This is a genomic window from Rhodococcus sp. WAY2, assembly GCF_009859915.1.
Classification (GTDB): Bacteria; Actinomycetota; Actinomycetes; order Mycobacteriales; family Mycobacteriaceae; genus Rhodococcus_F; species Rhodococcus_F oxybenzonivorans.
The window spans coordinates 3284493-3307354 of the sequence record NZ_CP046572.1 but is presented as its reverse complement, the minus strand read 5'-3'; the positions used below and the strand labels follow the sequence as shown (position 1 = coordinate 3307354).

Genomic DNA, 22862 nt, shown 5'->3' with positions numbered 1-22862 from the left:
CTCTCAGTGCTGGTTCGGGACCGGCTCGAACTCGAATGGCAGTTCCGCCAGCGCGCGGTCGACGTGCTTTTCCAACTGGGCGATGTCGTCGGCGCCGATGTACATGGTCCCGAGCACATAGCGGTAGGCGTCCTGGTTCGGCAGGTCGGCGAGGCGGTCGCCGGGCCGGACATCGATGAGGACTTTCGTCTCGGGCACCGCCTTCTGCACGCGGGCAATGTCCTCATTGCTCGGCACCCTCGTCACGATGCCGTCCTCGTAGTGCGGGATGATGCATTTCGCGGCCACGCCGAATGTGCCGTGCCGCCGCTGCAGGCGCGGTGGTGTGCCGAGCGCGATGTCGATCGCCACCTCGTGGTTCGACATGCCGTCCACCTTGGCGAACAGGTCACTGTGCGACTGCGAGATGCGGGTGTTCACCTCGATCAGCCAGAGTTTGTCCTCCTTCTCGTCCCACATGAATTCGGAGGTGAAGCAGCCGTTGTCGAATCCGACGTGCCGCAGGTACCGCTCGGTGATGTCGATCATCCGTTGCTGCACCTCGGGCGGCACCGTGCTCGCCGGATAGTCCAGCCGGTCGAAACTGTGCCCCGTGGCGTCCTTGTGCATGTCGAAGACCCCGTGCACCGAGAACTCGCCGTTGAACATCGTGCCCTCGGGGGCGGCCTGGATTCCGGTGATCACCTGCTCGGCGAGACACGTCGTGCCCGACACTCCCCGCACCGCCTCGGGGAGGTCGACGCGCCGGAGCGCTTCATCGAACGCATGCCCCACCAGGCCGATCCTCTCGCGTATCTCTGCGATTGCCTCATGGAAGGCGGCCGCATCACCGATCTCGAACCCGAGTTGGGAGGAATGCGACTTCACCGGCTTCACCCAGAACGGGAACTCGAGCCCGATGGAATCGAGGGCATGGTCGTCGAACGGGTCGAAGGAGGCGAACCGGGGCACCGCGTCCGGCACGGATTCTTGCTGGGCGAGCCGGCTCCAGTACTTGTGCTCGCAGGCGAGCACACTGCGCAGGGGCGGCGCGGGAATGCCTCGCTCGGCGGCCAGGATGGGTGCCAGAACGCTGGTGGGAAAGTCCCAGTGGGCGATGATCGCGTCGACGGTTCCGGGAAACGCGTCGAGTTTCTCGCGGCACCTGGTGAGGAGATCCTCGAACACGTACTCGTCCGGGGCGACCAGGGTGTGGTAGTCGAGCAAGCCGTGGAATCGGTAACTCTCCGCGTCACGGACGGTGCCGAGTTCTTCGCGTTGCAGGTCGGTAAGGCCGAGAATAAAAATGTTCTTACCCATACGTTGCAGCGTTCCCGCAACCACTTCCCGGGAAACGGGAGATTCGTCCCCCGAGCCTCTGGGTACGCAGGAGACGGGATCGATTGTCCAACCGAGGGAAGGCGACTGATGAACACCCACGTGACGGTGAAACTCTTACGCGAACTGCTCGACTCGTCACTGCCCGACGCGACTTTGATTCTCGTCGACGGGACTCCTCGGGTGGTCGGCTCCGCGGACCTCGAGGACGAGGCGCAGCCGTTCGTCATCGTCACCCGGGACGACCTGCGCGATCGGCTTCCGAAAGACAGGGACTACGGCGACAGTGACCTCGAATTCCATGCCGCCGAGCTCGAGTCGACGGTGGCGTCGCTCGGCGGGTGAACGGCCACTGCTCAGCCGTCTCCCAGCTGCTCCCGCAGCCCGGCGAGAGTCCGGGCGAGGATCCGGGACACCTGCATCTGGGAGACGCCGACCCGCTGCGCGATTTCGGTCTGTGTCATCGAGCCGAAGAACCGCAACATCAGCACACGGCGCTCGAGTGGAGGTAGCTTCTCGAGGGCCGGCCGCACCGCCGCATGACTTTCCACATTCGCCAACTCGGGGTCCTCCTCGCCGAGTGTCTCGGCGAGCGGAAGGTCATCGGGATCGTCGCCCATGGTCGCATCCATCGACAAGGTTTGATACGCGTTCTTCGCGAGCAGCCCCTCCGACACCTCGCGGACGTCGAGGTCCAGTTCCGCCGCGATTTCGCTGGCGGACGGGGAACGACCCAGATCCTGGGACAGTTCGTCGACCGCTTTGGTGATCAGTGCATGCATCTCCTGCATTCGCCGGGGCACACGCATCGACCATCCGACATCGCGGAAGTAGCGCCGCACCTCCCCCATGATCGTGGGCACGGCGTAGGAGACGAAGTCGTAGCCGCGGTCCGGATCGAAACGGTCGACCGCTTTCACCAATCCGAGGCGCGCGACCTGCAACAGATCCTCGTGCGCCTCACCGCGGCCACCGAACCGGCGGGCGATGTGCTCGGCCAGCGGCAGGCACCGGGTGATGACATCGTCGCGCAGCACCGATGCCTCGGCGGACGTACTCTCGAGCGCCCCGAGGCGCGCAAGGGTCGGCGCCACGTCCTTGTAGTCATCTCTGCCGGGACGGCGCCGCTCGCTGCGTTCCGACACGGGCGACACTAGAGGGTGCCCCGGTGTTTGACGAGGTCGACGGTGACGCCTCGCACACCGATCGCGTCGTCACGGGGGCCCTCGGTCACCGACACCGTATCCATCAACGTTTCCAGGACGTGCCAGCCGAAGCTCTCCCGGTTGGGCACACCGGCCCGGGTGAGGAACCCACCGATGGTGACGTGCAGAGCGTTCTCCGCTACCGCGAAGGAGCAGGTCAACTCCGAACTCGGCTGCGCTGCCGCGATCAGTTCCGAGCACACCTCGTCGACCGCGAGTTTGACATCGGCCACGTCGTCGAGGGTGAAGTCACCGAGGACGGCGAGGGTCTCTGCAACCGCACGCACCACGGGCAACTGTTCGAACTCCGCCGCTACACGAAGCACCACGGGCACACCCGATCTCGTTTTCATCTGCGTAACCTCGTCGACCTCGGCCATCTGCACTCCACGTCTGTCGTCGGTATCTTCGACTTCCGGCAGCGTACCCAGGGAGTGCACTACTCAACCGACCGACAGCCCCAGCGAGCACGCGGGCAGCGGAACCGACCGGTAGGAATTCGGGCGACCGGGAGGTGCGTACCCCGGCGGGGGCCCGGGTACTTCGCTGTCATGACTCCTCTTACCGCACTCGCCCTCACCTGTTCGCTGAAACCCTCTCCGGCACCCTCGAGTAGTCAACTGATGGCCGAGCAGGTCCTCGCCGAGCTGGGCAAGCACGGGGTGACCGGGGACACCGTGCGACTGGTCGATCTCGACATCCGCCCCGGAGTCGGCACCGACATGGGAAACGGCGATCAGTGGCCGGATGTCCGCACACGCATCCTCGAATCCGACATCCTTCTCGTGTCGACACCGACGTGGCTCGGCCAGATGTCGAGCGTGGCAAAACGGGCGCTCGAGCGGCTGGACGCAGAACTGTCCGAGACCGATGAGCGGCAGCGTCCCATCCTGTTCGACAAAGTCGCGATCGCGGCCGTCGTCGGCAACGAGGACGGGGCCCACGCGATTGTCGCCGACCTGTTCCAGGCCCTCAACGACTGTGGTTTCACCATTCCCGCACAGGGCTGCACGTACTGGAACGGTGAGGCAATGACACCCGGTGACTACAACGACCTCGACGAGGTGCCGGAGGCGGTGGCGTCGACCACCGCGACCTTGGCGCGCAATGCGGCGCACCTGGCGCGTGCCTTGAAAGCCGAGCCGTACCTTCCGGGAGACTGAACGGCCGACGCCGACGTCGTGCGCGGCTACCGCACGGCCCGGATGACCACCAGTTCCTCGGTGCGCTGCCCGGGCGCGATGAGGCCCCTGGATTCGAACAGGGCCCGCCGCGCGGCGAGGACCGGGCCGAACGGGATCTCGGTGCGGGCCACCACGTCGACGGACAGGCCCTGCTCCTCGAGCATCGTCTGGGTCTTTTCCACCCCGCTCAATGCGGACTGAGCGAGCAGCAGTGTTCCGCACTCGCCGAGAACTTCGGGTGCCTCGACGCAGATCCGGTCGAGAAGTGCCCGCCCGTCCTTGCCCGCATCCCAGGCCCGGGCGATCCCGGTGTCGGGCAGCTCGTCGTCGGCCGCCGGCACATACGGCGGGTTGGACACCACGAGGTCGAAGCGTTCGCCGCGCACCCCTGCAACGAGGTCGCTACGCAGCACCCGAATGTGGTGGCCGCGCAGCCGCGCGTTGGTCCATGCGGTGACCAGTGCCCGGCGCGAGACGTCGACCGCCGTCACGGAGTGGGCACCGGCCTGCGCCGCGCGCAGTGCCAGTACGCCCGTGCCGGTACACAAGTCGAGAACGCTTCTCCCCGGCGCGAGCCCGTGACGGTCGAGAACGTCGGCGAGAAGCCAGGTATCTTCCTGCGGCGGATACACCCCGGGAATGCGCAGCAACATCGTCGACTCCTCATCATGCACCGACAGCGATCCGCGTCGACCGCCACACTCGACAATACGGAGGTCCCTGTCCATTGCGAGGGACACGCCGCCGAAGGGCTGAGGATGTGACGTGACCGCGGGCGGGCCGGGGACGTCCATCACCGGGCGCTTCGCCTGCGCGCGGTGATTGCCCCATGCGGCCTGTGGCCACTCCCTGTGCGTGTATGTGCCTCGAGCACCTCGAAGCCGGCCTCGAGCAACACCTGGCTGAGTTCGGCAACCGGCCATCGGTGGGCCGTGGTGACGGCATGGTCGAAGGTCCCCACGGTCGCTCCTTCGGCGAAGCCCACCAACAACCCCCCACCCGGCTGAAGGACGCGCGCGAACTCCGCGAGCGGAGTCCGGATCTCGTGCGGATCGTGGTGGATGAGCGAGTACCAGGACAACACACCACCCAGTGATCCTGTTGCGGCGTCCAGCGCCTCGAAGCCGCCGACGTCGAACACGAGGTGCGGATACTGCGTGCGAGCTCGATTCACGAACTCGGGCACCAGGTCGATCCCCCTCACCTCCAGTCCGCACTCGGCCAGGAAGTCCGTCCACTGTCCGGGACCACATCCAGCGTCGAGCACCGGACCGGTGAGAGTGGTGGCCCAGGCACTCACCAGAGCCCGATCGGACGGGTGTGTCGAGGCCATGGAGCCGAAGAGATCCACGTATTCCCGGGATCGGACCGAGTAGGACGCTCGGACGGTATCAATTCGTTGCGCGCTCGTGTTTTCCATGCCCACGATCATCGTCGATGGGGTGCACCGTGCCGAACCTCCAGGACGAAATCGCTCACCCACCCGCCGAAGTGAAATACGCTGTCTGAGGTGGACATTGTCGATGCTCATCACCATTTCATCAACCTTCCCGACCTCGAGTACCCATGGATCGACAGTCGCCCGCCCGCGCTGACCGCTTTGCTGCCGAACTACTATGACGCTGCGCGCCCGTATCTGCCGCGCGACTATCGCGCAGAGGTTGCCGGGACGCCCATCACGGCCTCGGTCGCATGTGAATTCGGGGCAGCAGACGGTGTCGCGGAAGCTGTGTGGGTTCAGCACTGCGCCGACCGCTTCGGCATTCCATCCGCCTTCATCGCGGCCGTGCGGCTCGATTCACCTAAGGTAGCCGATGCCCTCGCGCGGTATCGGGATCTGCCCGTGGTCCGGGCGGTGCGCCAGCCGCTGTACTGGGCGGCCGACCCTGTCAAGCGGCTGGGCGGATCCGGCACTTACCTGTCGGACCCGGCTTGGCTGCGCGGCTTCGAGCAGGTCGCCGATGCGGGGCTGGTCTGGGATCTTCTTGTTTATGACGAGCAGCTACCCGCGACACACGAACTCATTGCTGCCTTTCCGGACACCACCTTCGTGTTGGAGGCGGCCGGTTGGCCGGTCGAGCTCACCGCCGAGGGCTTTTCCCGGTGGGAAGAACGCCTCACGGCGGTGAGTCAGTTTCCGAACGTCGTCCTGAAGTTGCAGGGAATTGCCCTCATATTCGGAACATCTCTCGATGCGATCCGAAAATGGGTACGGACGGCGCTGAGCATCTTCGGTGCCCGGCGATGCATGTTCGCCTCTCATTACCCGATCGACCACCTGCTGTGGGACAGCCGAACGATGGTATCCACCGTCCAGGCGGCCCTCGGCGACGTGTCGGCGACAGAGCAAGCGCTGTTCTTCGGCGACACCGCCCGGCGGGTGTATCGCCTGCCGGCCGGCAGTTGATGTCGAGCCCCCGACGCAGGTCTGGCGCCGAGCACGAAACATCTTCCAATGAAACAAGTTTCGAACGGGCGCCGGCTACAGCGATCACTTCCTGTCGGAGTTGTTCGCCAAAGTGCCGACAAGCGGTCCTGCGAGCCAGTGTTCGACATCGGCGCGGCTGCGGATCCGGACGATGGGGAGATCGGGTCGTCGCTGTGCAAGTGCGGAGATTCTGAGTTCGCTCTTGTGGTGGGTGGTCCAGGCCCAGCGCACGATGTGATCTCGGTCGAGAAGGAATCGGTGCAGGGGCGGCTCGATGTTGCCGTTCCAGAGCACCTCGCGGCGTAGTCGCCGCCGAATGGTGCGGGCGGTGACCTGGCGCATCACGGTGGCGCGGGGCAAGTCGAGCCAGACGAGCAGATCAGCACGGTCGGCGAGTAGGTCGCGTACAGTGCCGTACTGCCATTCGGTGACCCACTGCGGCTGCGAGCTGAATTCCTCCACATCGGTGAGGAATTGATCGCGCGGTATCCAGTTCGATCCGTGATACAGGGCGTCGATCTCGACATGTTCGATACCGAGCTGCGTGGCGATGCGCGCGGCAAGTGTCGTCTTGCCGGCGCCGGAGGTTCCTGCGACGAGGACTCGCCGTGGACGACGGGCAAGGCTCTGACGGGGGTCGATCATGGGCACCGGGACACCGTAACGGACAGCACTGGCACGGTATCTCGACGGAGAGGTTGCCGTCACCCACGGCTAACAGAATCCGGTGCCGAACCGACACAACCACATACGGACCCCACCATCAGGAGGGTTCCGCTGGACCCAGAGGAGTATCCGATGACCCACAGGATCCGCAGAGTCCTCGCCGGAGCGGCCGCATCGTCCGCTCTCGCCGCCGCGGTGGTCGCGGGGGGCGCAGCACCCGCCCACGCCGAACCGTCGGCGGACTGTCACACCACCACCACACCCACTTCCGGCGCGTCTCATTGCACGGCGCACGGGGTGCCCGCCGGGATGACCGCGGTCCACATCGGAACCGTCGAGTGCTTCGGGCTGACGCCACGGGCGATTCCCGGACCCGGCGGTGTTTCGCACATTCCGTGGATCCAGGGATATCGCCGCGAGGGCATGTGGACACCGACCGGGATACCGTCGACCGGATCGTGCATCGGCGGGGTCGGCGCCCCGTGGTGGGAGGTCGGAGGTGCGACGGGCGCCTTCACGACCTGCGGACTCCAAGAGGGGATCGTCACCTATGTCAGCGTCGGCTGCAATCCGATTCGCCCCCAGTGAAGAGTCAGGCATGGTGGTGAACCGGCGGCAGATCCTGTTGCACCAACCGCAGATCGGAGGCTGCGATGACGCCGGGAAAGTAGTAGTAGCCCTCCGGAGATTGGATCAGGTCGTCAGCGTCGATGCTTCGGACCTCCCACACGTCCACGGCTCCGCCCGTGTTGTTCATCCGCACGAACCAGTCGCATTCGAACTCGTCGGCCGCGAGAAAGCAGCCCTCCTGCTCCGGACGACGGCTTCCCGCAATACCGGGGGCAGCGCCCATTCGGCTCCAGTCCAGGCCGTGTCGCGAAATGGATGCACGGTTCAGGACCGAGGTGACGTGGTAGCGAATGTGCATGTTCCGACGGTAACAACAACCAACGCGCGTGAGCATCACATTTACCGCCGTGCGGACCCCGACCACGACACTCGCGCACGCTGTGCAGACGTCCCCTCGCGCAAGGGTCTCCGGAACCCGCTCAGTACACGTTGATGTCGGTGGCGCTGGGAATATGCGGACGATCGGTGGTCAGCGTGACCTCGACGCGACCGGATCCGGTCTCGAGGTGTGCCCACGGTTCCGCCGGGAAATCGATCAGCCCTCCACTGACCTCGGCGGACCACGTTCCGACTGCTCCGGTATCCACGTTTCGCCAGTGCAGCGTTGCGGATACCGAGCACAGCACACCAGGCGTCGTCGACATCCCGACGAACGTCGCGTTCAGCCGAACGTAGACCAGCCCGGGCAGCCTGTCCGTCGCGACGGTGACTCCCCCGATTCGGCCGCCGCAGGCGACTCCGTCCGCGGCGGTCACCGTGTCCGGGATGTACACCCATCGGTCTTGCGTCTGATCCGCCGCAGCAGGGCTGCTGGTGGCGAACATCCCGGCCAGCACCAGTCCACTGATCGCGATCGACCGACGGAACTCGGGAAGAAACATGGTGCTCCAGACACATTCGTGAACAGCGGTCCCGACCGTGATCGGGCGGGTGGATCGGACGCAAGCCAGGTCCGCGTCTAGCGACTACCGATCAGACGGGATGGGTCCGGGTCACCTACCGGGCACGACCGAGATGGTTCCCCGACAGACGGCGTTCTGAGGATTGACGAACCACCATCCGGCGCCGGTCTGGACGGTGACGGTGAACGACACCGTTCCGGTCCCCGCCCAGGTGCGGTTGATCGGTATTCCAGGCTTCTGCTGCCAGGCCGCCTCATCGCTGACGCTGTGACCGGTCGCACCTGTCGTTGTGTTGTGCCAGTCGACCGACACCCTCGTGCCGTACCAGTTGACTCCGATGCTGGGGATCAGACCACCGGGCGGCGCGGGCAATTCGTTGCCGCCGCTGAGCAGAATCGACGGCTCCAGCGCGGTTCCACCCGGTCGAAGCGACTCCCCGGAGGCGGCGTTGACGGTCCACGTGAATGGCGGTGCCCACATAAGTGGATTCGCGCTCGAACACGTCATCGTTGTCGATGTCGGTGGCGCGGGCTGAGCACTTGCGACCGCGCCTCCCCCGGCCACCACTGCAGTTCCCACCCCGAGCGCAGTGAGTGCGGCCGCGCCTACGCGGCGTCCCAGCTTGTTACTCATGAGCACTCCATTTCCTTTGTTACCGCGAGAATGAAGACGTCGTCCGCCCCCTTCCACTTTCGGAATCGGAACAGAGTTTGTTACAGATGGTGCGAAATGGACGAGGTCTGGGGTGGCGTCCAGGCTCGAGTCCGCCGACTACGCCGGTGTGTCCGTGGGGTCCGCAATCGTGGGGGAACAACGGAGGCACGCGTCCAACTGACGGATCAGTTCCCCGACCCGTCCTCCCCCACCCGGGGCCACCGGGTAGCGGCGCAGGACGTCTACCACCACGTGATTCGCAAGTCTCTGCGTCCGCGCGATGTATTCGGCTCCGACGACGGGATCGTCGCCGGCGGAGAGTTCGAACGCTCGTGCGGCATGAGCGGCGGAGCCGAGGATGTGCTTTACCTGCGTGGCTTTGGCGAGTGGATGGAGGAACGCCGCACCGGCCGCGTGGCCGGCCGCGCGGGCAGCGTCGCTCGCTGCGGGCTGTCCTGCATCGCGGGCCTCCTGAGCAGCTCGGTGTGCTGCCCACGCGCTGTCGCGGAGAGTTGTGGTCCGCTCGGCTCCCTCCGCGAACGCCCCTGCACCGTCGATCGCGGCTCGTGGGCGCTGATCGTGCGGGCGTTCACGTTCGAAAACCGCCAATGCAGGTCGCGCGCACGCCACTGCATAGCCGGCGATCCCGCGAAGTTCAGCGCGGCTGAGTTCGATCTCGCTGGAGTCATCCGCCATGGGGTCACCCTTCTACACAGGGGCCTGAGCCTCAAAGTTACCTAGGCAGTGACCAGCTCGAGGTGCCGGGTCGGTCAGGGCACCTTGGGCGGGTTGTCCGGGAGGAGGAGTGCGCCGAGGTCGTTGCCGATCGGCACGGTGTTATTGGCGTTTGCGTTGGCCGTCGGTCCGAGCGTGGCGTAGACGACGATCGTGGTCTTCGACTCCGTGTCGTAGAGTGCGATGCCGTTGTAGCCCCCGAAAGCCGGGTTCATGAGCAGCCAACTGCCCAGGTGAACGGTTCCGAAGGCGAAGTACCTGTCCGCAGTCAGCGGGCCCAGCCCGGCGGTCTTGTCCGCCATCATCTCCGTGAACGCCGTGTCGGACAGGAGTTCGCCGTTGCCGAGCGCCCGTACCCACCGCGCGACTTCGGCCACCGTCGAGTTCATGTTGCCGCTGTTGAGGAACGCGGTCGGATTCCAGAACGTGGAGTCCTCGAAGACGCCACGTTCGTTGGTATAGCCGTGCAGAATCGGCTCACTGATCTCGGGTGTCAACATCACGCTGCTCTGATTCATCCCGAGTGGCTGAAAGATGCGTTCCTCCAGCAGATCACCGAGCGGCTTTCCCGTCGCCTGCTCGAGAACCACTCCCAGCAGGCACAGATCGCTGTGCGCGTACGCAAAACTGGTCCCCGGTTCGAACAGCGGTGGGCGGGAATTGGCGAGGTCGAAGATCTCCTGAGACGTGAAGCCTTTGATCGGATTTGCGTAGAAGGTCTTCAGGAATTCGGGGTTGGTGACGTAGTCCGAAATGCCCGTCGTGCTGTTGGCGAGCATCCGTGGGGTGATCTTGTCGGCGCGCGGAAAGTCGGGTACCCACTTGGCGATCGGCTCGTCCAGGCTCAGCGTTCCGGCTTCGCCCAGCTGTAACAGAACGGTAGACAGCATTGGTTCCATCGGCTGGCCGACTCGCAATTGCATGTCACGCGTCGCGGGAACGCCGAGCGGCGACTCCCCCACTGCTCCGCTGACAATTTCCTCGTCACCGCGCCACACACCGAAGACGGCACCGCTGAGATCGAGTTCCGCCAGCTTGTTGCGAACTACGTCGACGATTCTGTCGGCGTCGGGATCGTCCGCGTGCGGTGCATCCGCACCGTGCTCTGTTGTCTGCTGTCCGCCGCGTTCTTCCGAGCCACAGGACACGGCGCCGAAAACAAGAACGATGCTGAGCGCGGCAACCGCGCTTCGACGCACCCGGCTGCGAGTCGACGAACTCATGAGGTCGATCCCTTCGTGCGCAGGGTCGAGCAGGACTCGCTGCTTCCTGATTCTAGGCACAAACCTTCCTCGGCCTGAGGGGTTCTGGCCGTAAATCACGGGCCACCGTGTACTCCCGCCGCGAAGTACGGAATCAAGGCCTGCCGAATATGTTGCTGCGGCGAACGCCTCGTCTGCGGCAGACTGTGCCTGGTGATTCTGACGATCTCCACGACAGTACGACCGGCCACCGATCTCGGCTACCTGCTGCACAAGCACCCTGATCGGGTCCAGGAGTTCCCCCAATCCTGCGGTGTCGCTCGCGTGTTCTATCCCGAGGCGACCGCGGATCGCTGCACGGCAGCGCTGTTGCTAGATGTCGACTCGGTACGGCTCGCCCGCATGTCAGGCAGGTCTGCACCCGACTATGCGCTCGGCCAGTACGTCAACGATCGGCCCTACGCTGTCTCCTCGCTGTTGTCGGTGGCGTTGGCGGAGGTATTCCGCACCGCCCGCGCCGGCCGGTGCACGATGAAACCCGAGCTCGCTGCCACCCGGATACCGCTCGAGATTTCGTTGCCCGCATTGCCGTGTCGCGGTGGACCGGAGCTGGCCGAGCGACTTTTCACCCCGCTGGGATGGACGGTCGTGGCCCGCGCCGTGCCGCTGGACGTCGCATTTCCCGAATGGGGAAACTCCCATTACGTCCGACTCACCATGCGGGGTGACGTCCGGCTCGCCGACGCACTCAATCACCTCTACGTGCTGCTTCCCGTGCTCGATGACGCGAAACACTATTGGGTCGCCTCCGACGAGGTCGACAAACTGATCCGGGCCGGCGGATCCTGGCTCACCGAGCACCCCGAAAGGACGCTGATCACCCGCCGCTATCTGCGGCACCAGTCCGCACTGACTCGCGCCGCCTTCGAGCGACTCGCCGAACTCGGCGACGATGTGGAGGAGCAGCTGGAACCGCCGGTCGACGAAGAGCCCGACAACGACACGGTGACCGCGCCGGACACCTCGGTCCCGCCGCCGCTGAACTTGCTTCGGCGTGAGGCGGTCCTTCGAGTGCTCGACGAGCTGGACGCTCGCACGGTCATCGACCTCGGATGCGGGTCCGGTCAACTCGTTTCCGCGCTGCTGGACGACCCCGGCTATACCGAGATCGCCGGTGTGGACGTGTCGACGAGAGCGTTGACGATCGCGGGACGCCGGTTGCGGTTGGATCGGATGCCGGAGCGGCGCCGCGCACGTCTGCAGCTGTTCCAGGCGGCGCTCACCTACACCGACAGAAGGTTCGCCGGCTACGACGCGGCAGTGCTGATGGAGGTTGTCGAGCACATCGACCCGCCGCGGCTGCCCGCACTCGAGCAGGTGGTGTTCGGCACGGCACGGCCCGGGCATGTGATCGTGACGACCCCGAACTCCGAGTACAACGTGCGTTACGCCGACCTTCGGGGTATGCGCCACCCCGACCATCGCTTCGAGTGGTCCCGCGCCGAATTCGGTTCTTGGGCAGACCATGTCGGTGAAGAATTCGGTTACGCCGTCGACTTCCGCCCGGTGGGTGACGACGACCCCGCGGTCGGTTCCCCCACTCAGATGGCGGTCTTCACCCGGGTGGGCGGCGCCGATGTCTGATATCTCGGTGCCGGCGCTGTCGCTGGTCGTGCTCGTGGGAGTCTCGGGAAGCGGAAAATCGACGTTCGCTGCCCACCATTTCGCGCCCACTCAGGTGCTGTCGTCCGACTTCTGCCGCGGCCTGGTCGCCGACGACCAGAACGACCAGGCGGCAACGTCCGATGCCTTCGACGTGCTGCTCTACATTGCCGCAACTCGGCTGCGTCGGGGCCTGCTCACCGTCGTCGACGCCACGAACGTGCAGCGTGAATCACGCAAGGCGTTGATCGATCTGGCCAAGTCTCACGACGTCCTGGTGGACGCGATCGTGCTCGACGTCCCCGACGATGTCGCAATCACACGCAACCAGGCCCGATCGGACCGCGACTTCGGGGCGCACGTGATCCGAAGGCAGCACAAGGAACTTCGGCGATCGCTGCCGAAGATGGGCCGCGAAGGATTCCGGCGTGTGCACGTGCTCACCGGAGTGGACGACATCGCTGCGGCCACAGTGGCATTGGAGAAGGCATGGACCGACAAGCGTGAGCTGACCGGACCGTTCGACATCATCGGTGATGTACACGGCTGCCGGAGCGAACTTGAGACGCTGCTGCGCAAGCTCGGCTGGACGCTCGATCCCGACGGCGGCGGCGCGTCGCACCCCGAGGGCCGAACCGCGGTGTTCGTCGGCGACCTGGTCGACCGCGGACCCGACACCCCGGGAGTGCTGCGCCTGGTGATGGGCATGGTGGCGGCCGGAACCGCCCTGTGCGTGTCGGGCAACCACGAACAGAAGCTTGCCCGGGCACTGCACGGCCGGAAGGTCGCCACCTCGCACGGGCTGCAGCAGTCGCTCGACCAGCTCGCCGCGGAACCCGACGACTTCCGCAGGGACGCCCACGCCTTCATCGACGGTCTCATCAGTCACTACGAACTCGACGGTGGCAATCTGGTGGTCGCGCACGCCGGGTTGAAGGAGGCCTACCACGGCCGCGCGTCTGCCCGGGTGCGCTCGTTCGCCCTGTACGGGGACACCACCGGCGAGACCGACGAGTACGGACTGCCGGTGCGCTACCCGTGGGCCCAGGACTATCGCGGCCGCGCCGTCGTCGTCTACGGCCACACCCCGGTGCCGGAGGCGGAGTGGAGCAACAACACCCTCTGCCTCGACACCGGCGTCGTCTTCGGCGGCAAGCTGACCGCCCTGCGCTACCCGAGCAGAGAAATAGTTTCCGTACCGGCGGAGCGGGTGTGGTTCGAACCGGTGCGCCCCCTCACCACCGGCTCGACCAGGTCGGATCCCCCGGCACAGCGCGATCCGGGCCAGCTGTCCATCGACGACGTGCGCGGAACGCGGCACATCGACGTCCGGTACACCAAGGGACGCATCAAGGTGCGCGAGGAGAACACCGCCGCTGCCCTCGAGATCATGAGCAGATTCGCCGTCGACCCGCGCTGGCTGGTGTACCTTCCGCCGACCATGGCCCCACCGGCCACCTCGAACCTCGACGGCTATCTGGAGCATCCGGCGCAGGCCCTCGCCGAGTTCGCGTCCGACGGCGTCACCGAGCTCGTGTGCGAGGAGAAGCACATGGGTTCCCGGGCGATCGCCGTGCTGGCCCGCGATGCCGCAACCGCGGCGAAGCGGTTCGGCGTCACCGACGGCAGCTCGGGCATCGTCTACACCCGCACGGGGCGCCCGTTCTTCGACGATGCGGCCACGATGAGTGAACTGGTCGACCGGCTACGCGCCGCATGCGGGCCGCTGATGGACGACCTCGAGTCATCGTGGCTGGTACTCGATTGCGAACTGCTGCCCTGGTCGGCGAAGGCGGGAGAGCTGATCCGCAGCCAGTACGCATCGGTCGGGGCTGCTGCTGGTGCAGCGCTGCCGGAGGCGATCGCCGCACTCGAGCGCGCCGCCGCCCGCGGTCTGGACGTCGGGGAGCTGCTGGCCCGCACCCGAACCCGTGCGGTCAACGCCGATCGGTTTCGGATAGCATATGCCCGATACTGTTGGCCGGTGACCGGACTGGACGGCGTGCGACTGGCCCCGTTCCAGATCCTCGCCTGCGAGGGCCGGGCGCCTGCGGTCACCGAACCGCACTCCTGGCACCTCGCCAAGCTGGCGATGCTGGACGATCCCCTCGTCACCGCCACCCGACACGTGTTCGTCGATCTCACCTCGGATGCGTCCCGGGACGCCGCCACCGCCTGGTGGTCACGACTGACCGATGCCGGCGGTGAGGGCATGGTGGTCAAGCCGGTCGGCCAGGCACCCGCGGAACTGGCACACAGAAGGATTCAGCCGGGCATCAAGGTGCGGGGGCAGGAGTACCTGCGGATCATCTACGGTCCCGACTACACCGACAATCTCGACGTGCTCCGCGACCGGTCTCTGGGCCGCAAACGATCGATGGCCCTGCGCGAGCAGGCGCTCGGGCTCGAGGCGCTGACCCGGCTGGCGGAAGGCGACCCACTGTGGCGAGTGCACGAACCGGTGTTCGCGGTTCTTGCGCTCGAGTCCGAGCCCGTGGACCCCCGGTTGTAGTCGGAGGGTCGCATCGTCCGGTTGGCGTGTCGACCGCACCTACCGAGGGTGAGAGAAACAACTCATCGACTACCTCGACGCACTCGGTCGCTCGTATTCTGTGTCGTCGTGTCGGTCGGAGCGCAGAACCAGGGAACCGCGTCGCGGGAACACGATGTGCAGATTCCTGCGCCGGCCCCGCCACGGTCGTTACTCCTCGGGGTTGCCGGCCAGGGCCGGCGGTGGCCGGGTGTGGTGCGCGCCGGGGTGGCGGCGGCGTTGCCCGCCCTCGCCGGGATTGCGCTCGGACACTCTGCGGTCGCAGCGACGGCCACGCTGGGCGCGTTCGCCGTCGTCTACGGCGAGGGCCGGGCGTACCGCGTGCGGTGGCGGGTGGTGTCGATCGCGGCCGCTGCACTGGTGTTCCTGGCGGGTGTGGGCGCCGCAGTCGGCGCACCGGTCCACGCAGCGGCGGCGGCCGCGGGGGACTCCGCACTGGGGAATTCCGCGCTGTGGGCAACGGTGCTGATCCTCACGATGACCGTCGTCGTCGCCGTCTGCGCCTTCGTCGTCGACGGCCTGCGACTCGGAGCCCCCGGCGCCTTCCTTCCTCTGCTGACCGTGGAGATCGCGTCGTCGCTGCCCGCTCTCGGTGTGTCTACGACGGAGGTGCTGGCCTGGACGGCTTCGGGAGCGGCATCGGCGTTGCTCGTCTCGATGTCCGGGTTCTTGGTGCGTCGTCGCACCCCCGAGCGGGCCGCGGTCGCGGCAGCGGTCGCCGCCGTCGGTGCCGCGCTCTCCGACAGTTCATCACCGACTTCACGCCGGGACGCGGTGCGGGCGCTGCACGCCGCGTGGCAGTGTCTGCACGACGCCGCACTCGTCGGTCGCGATCACGCGCTGACCCGCGCCCTGCATGCCGCTCATTTGCGGTGTGCGTCCATGGTGGACGGTCGCGACGCAGACCACGCCTCGGACACCGACGATCTGCGACCACAGGTACCGCTGCCCAGGCCGTCGATTCGTTACCGACTCGGGCGGGCGGCTCATCCGCGGGGCAGATCCTGGACCATCGTCGCTCGGCTGCTGGTGGCGTGCCCCGCCGCCGGTCTCCTGGCGCTGAGTCTCGATGTCGGACGGCCCGATTGGGCGGTGATCACCGCGGCGATGATCCTTCACCAGGGCCCGGATCGCGTACTGGGAACGTACCGCGGCCTTCACCGCTTCTTCGGCACCGTGCTCGGTCTCGGCCTGTTGGCGGTGCTGGCGACACTCGACCTGACGGCCGCCGCGCTGGTTCTCGTCGTGGCTCTCCTGATGGCGGGGACGGAAGCTTTCCTTGTCCGCAACTACGGCGTGGCGATGGTGTTCATCACGCCGCTCGCCCTGGTCGTCGGGAGCCTGGGGACGCACATGGACCTCGGTGTCGTCACCCGGGATCGGCTCCTCGAAACCCTTCTCGGCGTGGCGATGGCGCTTGTCGTGCTGTGGACCGTGCTTCCGCGTTCGTATCGGCGGATCCTGCGCGACGCGGACGAACAAGTTGCCCACACGATCGGGCGGATCGCCGACACCCGTGACCCGGTTGCCGTCGCCGAACTCTGCCATGACCTCGAGTTCGACCTGCACGCTTCCACCACAGCCGCGATCACATCAGCTCACACCGACCCGGCCTGGACCCGCACCCTGTGGCCCGAACATCACCACCTTCACGAACTCGGCTACCGCACCCTCGCCCGGCACCTCGGGCCCAGCATGTAGCAGCCGAAGGGCGAATGATCGCCTACCGTTGCCCGGGAAACATTCGGCGATTGCTCGAAGAAACGGAACACTCATGTCAGCTTCGGAAATCCAGTTGAGTCGAACGATCGATGCGCCCGTAAGCGCGGTCTGGGCAGTCCTCACCGACCTGGACAACGCGGAGTCGGTGCTGAGCGGGGTGGAGAAGCTCGAACGGCTCGACTCGACGAAGTACGAAGTCGGCACGCGGTGGCGGGAAACCCGGGTGTTGTTCGGCAAGTCGTCGACCGAAGAGATGTGGGTAGCGGAGATCGACCCGGAGAAGCGCACCGTGGTGAAGGCTGCCTCCCACGGGGCGAACTATACGACCGTGTTCACCCTGTCCCCTGCCGGTGACGGCACCACCCTGACCTTTCACTTCTCCGCAGAAGCGAACGACCTCGGCGCGTTCTCGCGATTCATGATGAAGATCTTCGGCTCCTTCGCCCTGAAGGCCACCACGAAGGCGATCCGGCGCGACCTCGACGACATCGCCGACGCCGCCGAGAAACGGGCCCACTGACCGCCCCGTACGCTGCGGAGCCTACGGCGTGTGGCCGACGGCCGACAGGACCCATGATCACGCGTGATGCGAATCAACGGTCGCCCCGGCCAGGACCCTGACACGATATCGGTGTGACTGATTCAGGCCGCGTCCTCGTCCTCGGTTCGGGATTCGCCGGTTTATGGGCCGCGCTGGGGGCGGCGCGGCGACTCGAGGAACTCGACGCGACCGGCACCGTCGATGTCACGGTGATCAGCAAGCTGCCATTTCACGACATCCGGGTCCGCAACTACGAGGCAGACCTGAGCGCGTGCCGCATTCCGCTGAGCGACCTGCTCGACCCGGCTGACGTCGGGCACATCACCGCCGAGGTGACGGCGATCGACACCACGGCGCGCACCGTCACCGTCGCGGATAGCGGAGAGCAGGGCGCCACGCAGGAATATGACCGCTTGGTCATGGCACTGGGCAGTCGGGTGGCGAAACCCGATATTCCCGGTTTGCGGGAATTCGGCTTCGACGTGGACACCTACGACGGCGCACTGAAGCTGCAACGCCATCTGGCCGCTCTGTCCGACGGCGAAGCGGACGTGAGCGCGGCGACCGTGGTGGTCGTCGGCGCCGGTCTCACGGGCATCGAAACGGCGTCGGAACTGCCCGGGATGCTCACGACACTGTGTGCCGAACGCAACCTCGACCCGCGCGTGGTGCTGATCGACCACAACCCCTACGTCGGTTCCGACATGGGGGCGTCGGCGCGACCGGTGATCGAAGCGGCGCTGTCCGAGAACGGGGTCGAAACGATGACCGGCGTCGGCGTCGCCGCCGTTGACCAGCACGGCGTGACGCTCTCGTCCGGAGAGGTGCTGGCCGCGGGCACCGTCGTCTGGTGCGCGGGCATGCGGGCAAATCCGCTGACCGCCCAGCTCGCCGGGGACCGCGACCGGCTGGGTCGCCTGCCGGTCGACGACTATCTGCGAGTTCTCGGCTCACCCGGAGTATTCGCCGCCGGGGACGTCGCCGCGGCATGGGTGGACGACGACCACCTGTCGGTGATGTCGTGCCAGCACGGGCGTCCGATGGGCCGCTACGCGGGCTACAACGTGATCGGTGATCTACTCGGAGAGCCGATGATGCCGCTCCGGATACCTTGGTACGCGACTGTTCTCGACCTCGGACCGGCGGGCGCGGTGTACACCGAGGGATGGGATCGCCAGGTGGTGGCGCACGGTGCGCAGGCCAAAGCCACCAAAGTCACCATCAACACCCAACGGATTTATCCCCCGTTGAACCGCGACCGCAACGCGCTGCTCGCAGCCGCCGCGCCGGTGCTGCAGGCGCGACCCGACCCCGGCCAATGAACCAGAGGCGCTCCGCGCCCGTGCGCCTTTCTGGTAGCTGGGACAACCAAAAAGGGGCTCTACTGACTCATTCGTGGGTGGATTCGGCCGGGTAATTGTGGGCGGGCGCCCCCGAGGCTGAGCATCGCGAGTGCGATGACGGCCTCGGGGGTGTGGAACCCGAATCCGCGGCGGGTGATGAGGCGAATCTTGGTATTGACCGATTCGATCCGACCGTTCGAGAGCCCGTGCTCGATGGCGGCGAGGATCGCGGGTCTGTGGACGAGGATGCTTTTCTGCAACGCGACGAACGCCGGGATCCGGCACCGCCGGGCCCAGTCGATCCAGCGGTCGAGTTCGGCAGCGGCCTGCTCGACCGGGAGCTGGAAGATCAACCGCAAACTCTCCTTGAGCCGGTAGCCGCGGTGCAGGACCGGATCGTGGAGTTCGATCCACCGCAGCACCGCCTGCTGCTGCGCGGTGAGGGCGTCCGGGTTCTTCAGCAACGCCCACCGGCTGCGTTTGACCGACCGAGCCGGGCCGGCCTTCGGGCGACGCCGCGGTTTCCACCCACCGCCGCGGGAGGCGTTCTCGGTGGACCGTGCCCGGTTCCACGCCGCCCGCCGCACCGTGTCGAGGGCCTCGGTGGCCCAGGCGACCACATGGAACGGATCCGCGCAGCGCACCGCATCCGGGCAGAACCGGGTCACCACCGACCCGATCCATCCGGCCGCGTCCGAGGTGACGTGGGTGATCTTCGCGCACCGTTCGGGCCCGAGCAGGTCGAAGAACCCGGACAGGGTCGCCGCGTCACGGCCCGGGGCCGCCCACACCAGCCGGCCGGAGTCGTGGTCGACGACGACCGTCAGATACTTGTGGCCCTTCTTGTACGAGATCTCGTCGATCCCGATCCGCCGCAGCCCCGCCAGCGGGTCCCGGGCGGGTGTGGTGTCGGCCCACACCCGGTCCACGATCGTCCCGACCGTGCGCCACGCGGTGCGCATCAACTCACACGTCGCGGCCTTCGAGGTATGGGTGGCGAGCCACGCCACCGTCTGGTCGAACGCGTAGGTGTGCCCGGCCCGGTGCCGGGCCCAGGGCACCGCGGCCACCGTGACTCCGTGTTCGCGGCAGCACACCCGCGGTGCGTCGGCCTCGACGAAGGTGCGGACCAGTCCGCAGTCCGGGCCGCGCCACCGCCGCCGACCGGTGCCACCGTCGTAACCGGGGCTCCGACGACCACACACCCCGCACCGGGACCGGGCCCGGGCCTGCGGCCGGACCGCGACGATCACCGCCCCGGCCGTGTCGTCGAAATCGACGCCCTCGATCACCGTCTTTTCGACACCCAACACCTGACGCCATATCCTGGCTTCGCGCACGCCGTTCCCCACATATGTAGCCGACTGACCCTAGACAAGCCAGAACGCTACTGGGACAACGGCGTGCGCCCTCACCCGCACCGAACTCCACCCACGATCACAGCAGTAGAGCCCAAAAAGGCGCACAGGCGGCGGAGCCGCCCATTGCCTCCGGCGGATTGGAAGAGCAGTGTGAAACACGGGGAATGACCGGCGACGCCGTGTCGGCGCCGCCCCGAGGAGAAAGGTGCCGATCGTGTTCGCACGCTCAACCACAATTCATTCGCACCCGTCGTACATCGACGCCGGGATCAAGCACTTTCGGGACACCGTGATGCCCGCACTGGCGGACATCGAGGGCTGTCTCGGTATGTCCCTTCTCGTCGATCGTGATTCGGGCCGATGCATCGCAACCAGTTCGTGGCGGGACGAGGAATCTCTACGCGCCAGCGAGGGACCGGTGCAGAATCTGCGTGACACCGCCGCCGAAATTTTCCACGGCACCACCGAGGTGTCGCGGTGGGACATCGCGGTCATGCATCGCGACCACCATTCGGAGCGCGGGGCCTGCTGCCGCGTCACGTGGATCAAGACCGAGCCGGCCCACATGGACCGCGGCGTCGACATGTGGAAAATGGCCGCACTACCCAAGATGGAGGAACTCGACGGATTCTGCAGCGCCAGCCTGATGCTCGATCATGCCGCAGGTCGCGGGGTGTCGTCGCTGACATTCGACAGCGCCGAAGCGATGGAACGCAACAGGGAACGCGTCGACAGCATCCGCGACGAAACAGCCCGCGAGGCGAACGCCGAGGTGCTCGACACGTGCGAGTTCGAGCTCGCCATCGCCCACCTGCACGTCCCCGAGATGGCGTGACCTGCCGGATGGTCGAGAAGGCACACCGCTCGGTATGCGGCGGTGTGCCCGTCCATCTCTTCGCCCGGCTTTCGCGCACCGCGGGCTCTGCCGTCGGCTGAGTACGGGGGCAGAATCGGGAGGGTGGCAATCCATCGGCCCGCACTGCCTCTGCGCCCGGTAAAACCGATGTTGGCGACGCTCGGCCTTCCCCCGGGCGGGGACGACTGGGCGGTGGAGATGAAGTACGACGGCATCCGCGCCGTCGCCACCGTCACCGCAGACTCCGTGAATCTGTTCAACCGCAACTGTGCCGACATCACCGCCGAGTACTCGCAGATCGCCGTCGGACTCTCCGACATAGACGCAGGCCGTGGCGTGGTAATCGACGGCGAGATCGTCGCTGCCGCGACTGGCCTGGCATATTGCGTCTTCGATCTGATGGCGCACCGGGGGGCGCCGATCCTGCGCTGGCCCTACCTCGAGCGCCGCCAGCTCCTGGCCGACGCCGGTCTCGAAGGCGAGGTCGTGCATGTGGCCCCGTACTGGGTCGACGTCGATGGCGAGGCAATGCTCGAGGTGGCCGACGAGCACGGTTTCGACGGGATCGTCGCGAAAAGGGTGACGTCGCCGTATCTCCCTGGACGCCGCTCACCGGACTGGGTGAAGACCACGCTCCTCAACAGCGCAGAGGTGATCGTCGGCGGGTGGGAGGCGACCGGCCGCGGTGGGCTGCGGTCGCTGATCGTCGGTGCCCACCGAGATGGGGTCGGCTTGGTGTTCGTCGGGGAGGTCGGCTCCGGCTTCAGTGGAGCCGACCGGCGGCGGACGCTTGCGCTGCTCCGACCATTCGAACGCCCCACCAGTCCGTTCGACAGCCAGGTCCCCGATGAGCTTGCCCGTCACGCCCGCTGGGTCGAACCGCTCCTCGTCGGCACCGTCGAGTACCGCGAGTTCTCCCCGAATCGGCGGCTCCACCGCCCATCGTGGAGGGGTTTCCGAGCGGGCATAGACCCCAGTTGGGTGACCATCGAGAAATTGCCGTAGACCCGCGCCCCACGGTGTTCAGAGGGTCTCGAGCTCTGCGTCGCGGGCGACAACGGGTGTGGGTGCGGTGCGCCGATGCGCTAGGTACAGGGCCAGGCCGGTGAAGATCAATCCGCCGACCAGGTTGCCGAGCACGGTGGGGATTTCGTTCCAGATCAGGTAGTCGAGGAGGGTGAAGTCGCCGCCGAGCAGCAGACCCGAGGGGAACAGGAACATATTGACGACGGAATGTTCGAATGCCATTGCGAAGAACAGCATGATGGGCATCCACATTGCGATGACCTTGCCGGGGATGTCGGTGGCGATCATTGCCCCGGCAACCCCCGTCGACACCATCCAGTTGCACAGGACGCCGCGTATGAACAGGGTCAGCATGCCTGAGGCACCGTACTCGGCGTAACCCAGTGTGCGCGATTCGCCGAGATGGCCGATGGCCTCGCCGATCTGGTTGGGCTCGGTTGCGAATCCATAGGTGAAGACGATCGCCATCATCACGGCGACAGTGAACGCGCCGAGGAAGTTGCCGAGGAACACCAGTCCCCAGTTCCGTAACACCCCGACACCGGTTATCCCCGGCCGCTTGTCGAGCCAGGCCATCGGGGCGAGCACGAAGACACCGGTGAGCAGGTCGTAGCCGAGGAGGTACAGCATGCAGAAACCGACGGGGAAGAGCAGCGCACCGATGAGCGGCTGGCCGGTCTGCACGCCGACCGTGACGGCGAAGACCGCACCGAGGGCGAGTATCGCGCCTCCCATATAGGCGCGAATCACGGTGTCGCGTGTGGACATCAACACCTTGGACGCACCGGCATCGATCATCGCCGTGACCAAGTCGGATGGCTTGACGTAGGACAACGTGGCTCTCCTTGTGGGACGGTGCCGAACTGGATGCTTCGGC

Annotated in this window: 24 protein-coding genes; 11 read left to right on the top strand and 13 right to left on the bottom strand. The window is 66.4% G+C overall.

Translation table 11 applies throughout. The annotated features are described in order from the left end of the window. Nucleotides 1–3: 3 nt before the first annotated feature. Nucleotides 4–1299, bottom strand: a complete 1296-nt coding sequence (locus tag GFS60_RS15165) for an ATP-binding protein (protein WP_159922414.1) — start codon at nt 1297–1299, stop codon at nt 4–6. Between the two features lie 108 nt (nt 1300–1407). Here GFS60_RS15165 and GFS60_RS15160 point away from each other — a divergent pair, with 108 nt between their 5' ends. Beyond that, a complete protein-coding gene (locus tag GFS60_RS15160; protein ID WP_159922412.1) occupies nt 1408–1662 on the top strand; it encodes a hypothetical protein in 255 nt (84 codons plus the stop codon). Between the two features lie 11 nt (nt 1663–1673). Here GFS60_RS15160 and GFS60_RS15155 read toward each other — a convergent pair whose 3' ends face one another. Both GFS60_RS15155 and GFS60_RS15150 read right to left on the bottom strand, forming a co-directional pair. Further along, nucleotides 1674–2471 (bottom strand): SigB/SigF/SigG family RNA polymerase sigma factor, encoded by a 798-nt coding sequence (locus GFS60_RS15155; RefSeq protein WP_159922410.1) that lies wholly within the window; start codon nt 2469–2471, stop codon nt 1674–1676. Continuing rightward, entirely contained in the window at nt 2471–2902 is a 432-nt protein-coding gene (locus GFS60_RS15150; protein WP_159922408.1) for an ATP-binding protein, read from the bottom strand. Before GFS60_RS15150 ends, GFS60_RS15155 begins: the two co-directional genes overlap by 1 nt. Before the next feature lie 171 nt (nt 2903–3073). Between GFS60_RS15150 and GFS60_RS15145 the strand changes: the two genes are divergently transcribed. After that, nucleotides 3074–3685 (top strand): flavodoxin family protein, encoded by a 612-nt coding sequence (locus GFS60_RS15145; RefSeq protein ID WP_159922406.1) that lies wholly within the window; start codon nt 3074–3076, stop codon nt 3683–3685. Nucleotides 3686–3711: 26 nt separating this feature from the next. On the opposite strand, the gene GFS60_RS15140 is transcribed toward GFS60_RS15145, so the two are convergent. Both GFS60_RS15140 and GFS60_RS15135 read right to left on the bottom strand, forming a co-directional pair. Further along, a complete protein-coding gene (locus GFS60_RS15140; protein WP_159922404.1) occupies nt 3712–4359 on the bottom strand; it encodes a HemK2/MTQ2 family protein methyltransferase in 648 nt (215 codons plus the stop codon). A 140-nt stretch (nt 4360–4499) separates the two neighbouring features. Next, complete coding sequence (locus GFS60_RS15135) at nt 4500–5126, bottom strand: class I SAM-dependent methyltransferase (protein WP_201453581.1); 627 nt, start codon at nt 5124–5126, stop codon at nt 4500–4502. 81 nt (nt 5127–5207) lie between these two features. Between GFS60_RS15135 and GFS60_RS15130 the strand changes: the two genes are divergently transcribed. Then, a complete protein-coding gene (locus GFS60_RS15130) occupies nt 5208–6113 on the top strand; it encodes an amidohydrolase family protein (RefSeq protein ID WP_159927208.1) in 906 nt (301 codons plus the stop codon). An 84-nt stretch (nt 6114–6197) separates the two neighbouring features. Here GFS60_RS15130 and GFS60_RS15125 read toward each other — a convergent pair whose 3' ends face one another. Continuing rightward, the gene (locus GFS60_RS15125; protein ID WP_159922400.1) at nt 6198–6785 is read right to left on the bottom strand and encodes an AAA family ATPase; all 588 of its coding nucleotides are present in this window, start codon (nt 6783–6785) and stop codon (nt 6198–6200) included. Nucleotides 6786–6932: 147 nt separating this feature from the next. Here GFS60_RS15125 and GFS60_RS15120 point away from each other — a divergent pair, with 147 nt between their 5' ends. Next, nucleotides 6933–7388 carry a hypothetical protein gene (locus tag GFS60_RS15120; protein ID WP_159922398.1) on the top strand — a complete coding sequence of 152 codons (456 nt, stop codon included), beginning with the start codon at nt 6933–6935 and terminating at the stop codon, nt 7386–7388. A 4-nt stretch (nt 7389–7392) separates the two neighbouring features. On the opposite strand, the gene GFS60_RS15115 is transcribed toward GFS60_RS15120, so the two are convergent. From GFS60_RS15115 to GFS60_RS15095, 5 genes are all read right to left on the bottom strand, one after another. After that, nucleotides 7393–7728 carry a hypothetical protein gene (locus tag GFS60_RS15115; RefSeq protein WP_201453580.1) on the bottom strand — a complete coding sequence of 112 codons (336 nt, stop codon included), beginning with the start codon at nt 7726–7728 and terminating at the stop codon, nt 7393–7395. A 121-nt stretch (nt 7729–7849) separates the two neighbouring features. Further along, nucleotides 7850–8311 (bottom strand): hypothetical protein, encoded by a 462-nt coding sequence (locus GFS60_RS15110; protein ID WP_159922396.1) that lies wholly within the window; start codon nt 8309–8311, stop codon nt 7850–7852. Between the two features lie 111 nt (nt 8312–8422). After that, entirely contained in the window at nt 8423–8965 is a 543-nt protein-coding gene (locus tag GFS60_RS15105) for a hypothetical protein (RefSeq protein WP_159922394.1), read from the bottom strand. A 138-nt stretch (nt 8966–9103) separates the two neighbouring features. After that, nucleotides 9104–9682 carry a putative immunity protein gene (locus GFS60_RS15100; protein WP_159922392.1) on the bottom strand — a complete coding sequence of 193 codons (579 nt, stop codon included), beginning with the start codon at nt 9680–9682 and terminating at the stop codon, nt 9104–9106. A gap of 74 nt (nt 9683–9756) precedes the next feature. Beyond that, the gene (locus tag GFS60_RS15095) at nt 9757–10944 is read right to left on the bottom strand and encodes a serine hydrolase domain-containing protein (protein ID WP_159922390.1); all 1188 of its coding nucleotides are present in this window, start codon (nt 10942–10944) and stop codon (nt 9757–9759) included. Nucleotides 10945–11136: 192 nt separating this feature from the next. Between GFS60_RS15095 and GFS60_RS15090 the strand changes: the two genes are divergently transcribed. The 5 genes from GFS60_RS15090 to GFS60_RS15070 all read left to right on the top strand — a co-directional run bounded on the left by GFS60_RS15090 (nt 11137) and on the right by GFS60_RS15070 (nt 18721). Then, nucleotides 11137–12567: a 3' terminal RNA ribose 2'-O-methyltransferase Hen1 gene (locus tag GFS60_RS15090; RefSeq protein ID WP_201453579.1), complete on the top strand. Its 1431-nt coding sequence runs from the start codon at nt 11137–11139 to the stop codon at nt 12565–12567. Continuing rightward, entirely contained in the window at nt 12560–15097 is a 2538-nt protein-coding gene (locus tag GFS60_RS15085; RefSeq protein ID WP_159922388.1) for a polynucleotide kinase-phosphatase, read from the top strand. The genes GFS60_RS15090 and GFS60_RS15085 overlap by 8 nt, the downstream gene beginning before the upstream one ends. 231 nt (nt 15098–15328) lie before the next feature. After that, complete coding sequence (locus GFS60_RS15080) at nt 15329–16837, top strand: FUSC family protein (protein WP_236603500.1); 1509 nt, start codon at nt 15329–15331, stop codon at nt 16835–16837. A gap of 73 nt (nt 16838–16910) precedes the next feature. Continuing rightward, complete coding sequence (locus GFS60_RS15075) at nt 16911–17378, top strand: SRPBCC family protein (RefSeq protein WP_159922386.1); 468 nt, start codon at nt 16911–16913, stop codon at nt 17376–17378. A gap of 113 nt (nt 17379–17491) precedes the next feature. Next, entirely contained in the window at nt 17492–18721 is a 1230-nt protein-coding gene (locus GFS60_RS15070; RefSeq protein ID WP_159922384.1) for an NAD(P)/FAD-dependent oxidoreductase, read from the top strand. A gap of 59 nt (nt 18722–18780) precedes the next feature. On the opposite strand, the gene GFS60_RS15065 is transcribed toward GFS60_RS15070, so the two are convergent. After that, the gene (locus GFS60_RS15065; protein WP_159918917.1) at nt 18781–20082 is read right to left on the bottom strand and encodes an ISL3 family transposase; all 1302 of its coding nucleotides are present in this window, start codon (nt 20080–20082) and stop codon (nt 18781–18783) included. Between the two features lie 226 nt (nt 20083–20308). On the opposite strand from GFS60_RS15065, the gene GFS60_RS15060 reads away from it, so the two are divergent. Beyond that, a complete protein-coding gene (locus GFS60_RS15060) occupies nt 20309–20938 on the top strand; it encodes an antibiotic biosynthesis monooxygenase (RefSeq protein WP_159922382.1) in 630 nt (209 codons plus the stop codon). Nucleotides 20939–21061: 123 nt separating this feature from the next. Beyond that, entirely contained in the window at nt 21062–21964 is a 903-nt protein-coding gene (locus tag GFS60_RS15055) for an ATP-dependent DNA ligase (RefSeq protein ID WP_159922380.1), read from the top strand. Nucleotides 21965–21982: 18 nt separating this feature from the next. Here the strand turns inward: GFS60_RS15055 and GFS60_RS15050 are convergent, their stop codons facing one another. Next, on the bottom strand, nt 21983–22819 hold the full coding sequence (locus GFS60_RS15050; RefSeq protein WP_159922378.1) for a formate/nitrite transporter family protein: 837 nt from the start codon (nt 22817–22819) through the stop codon (nt 21983–21985). Between the last annotated feature and the right edge of the window lie 43 nt (nt 22820–22862).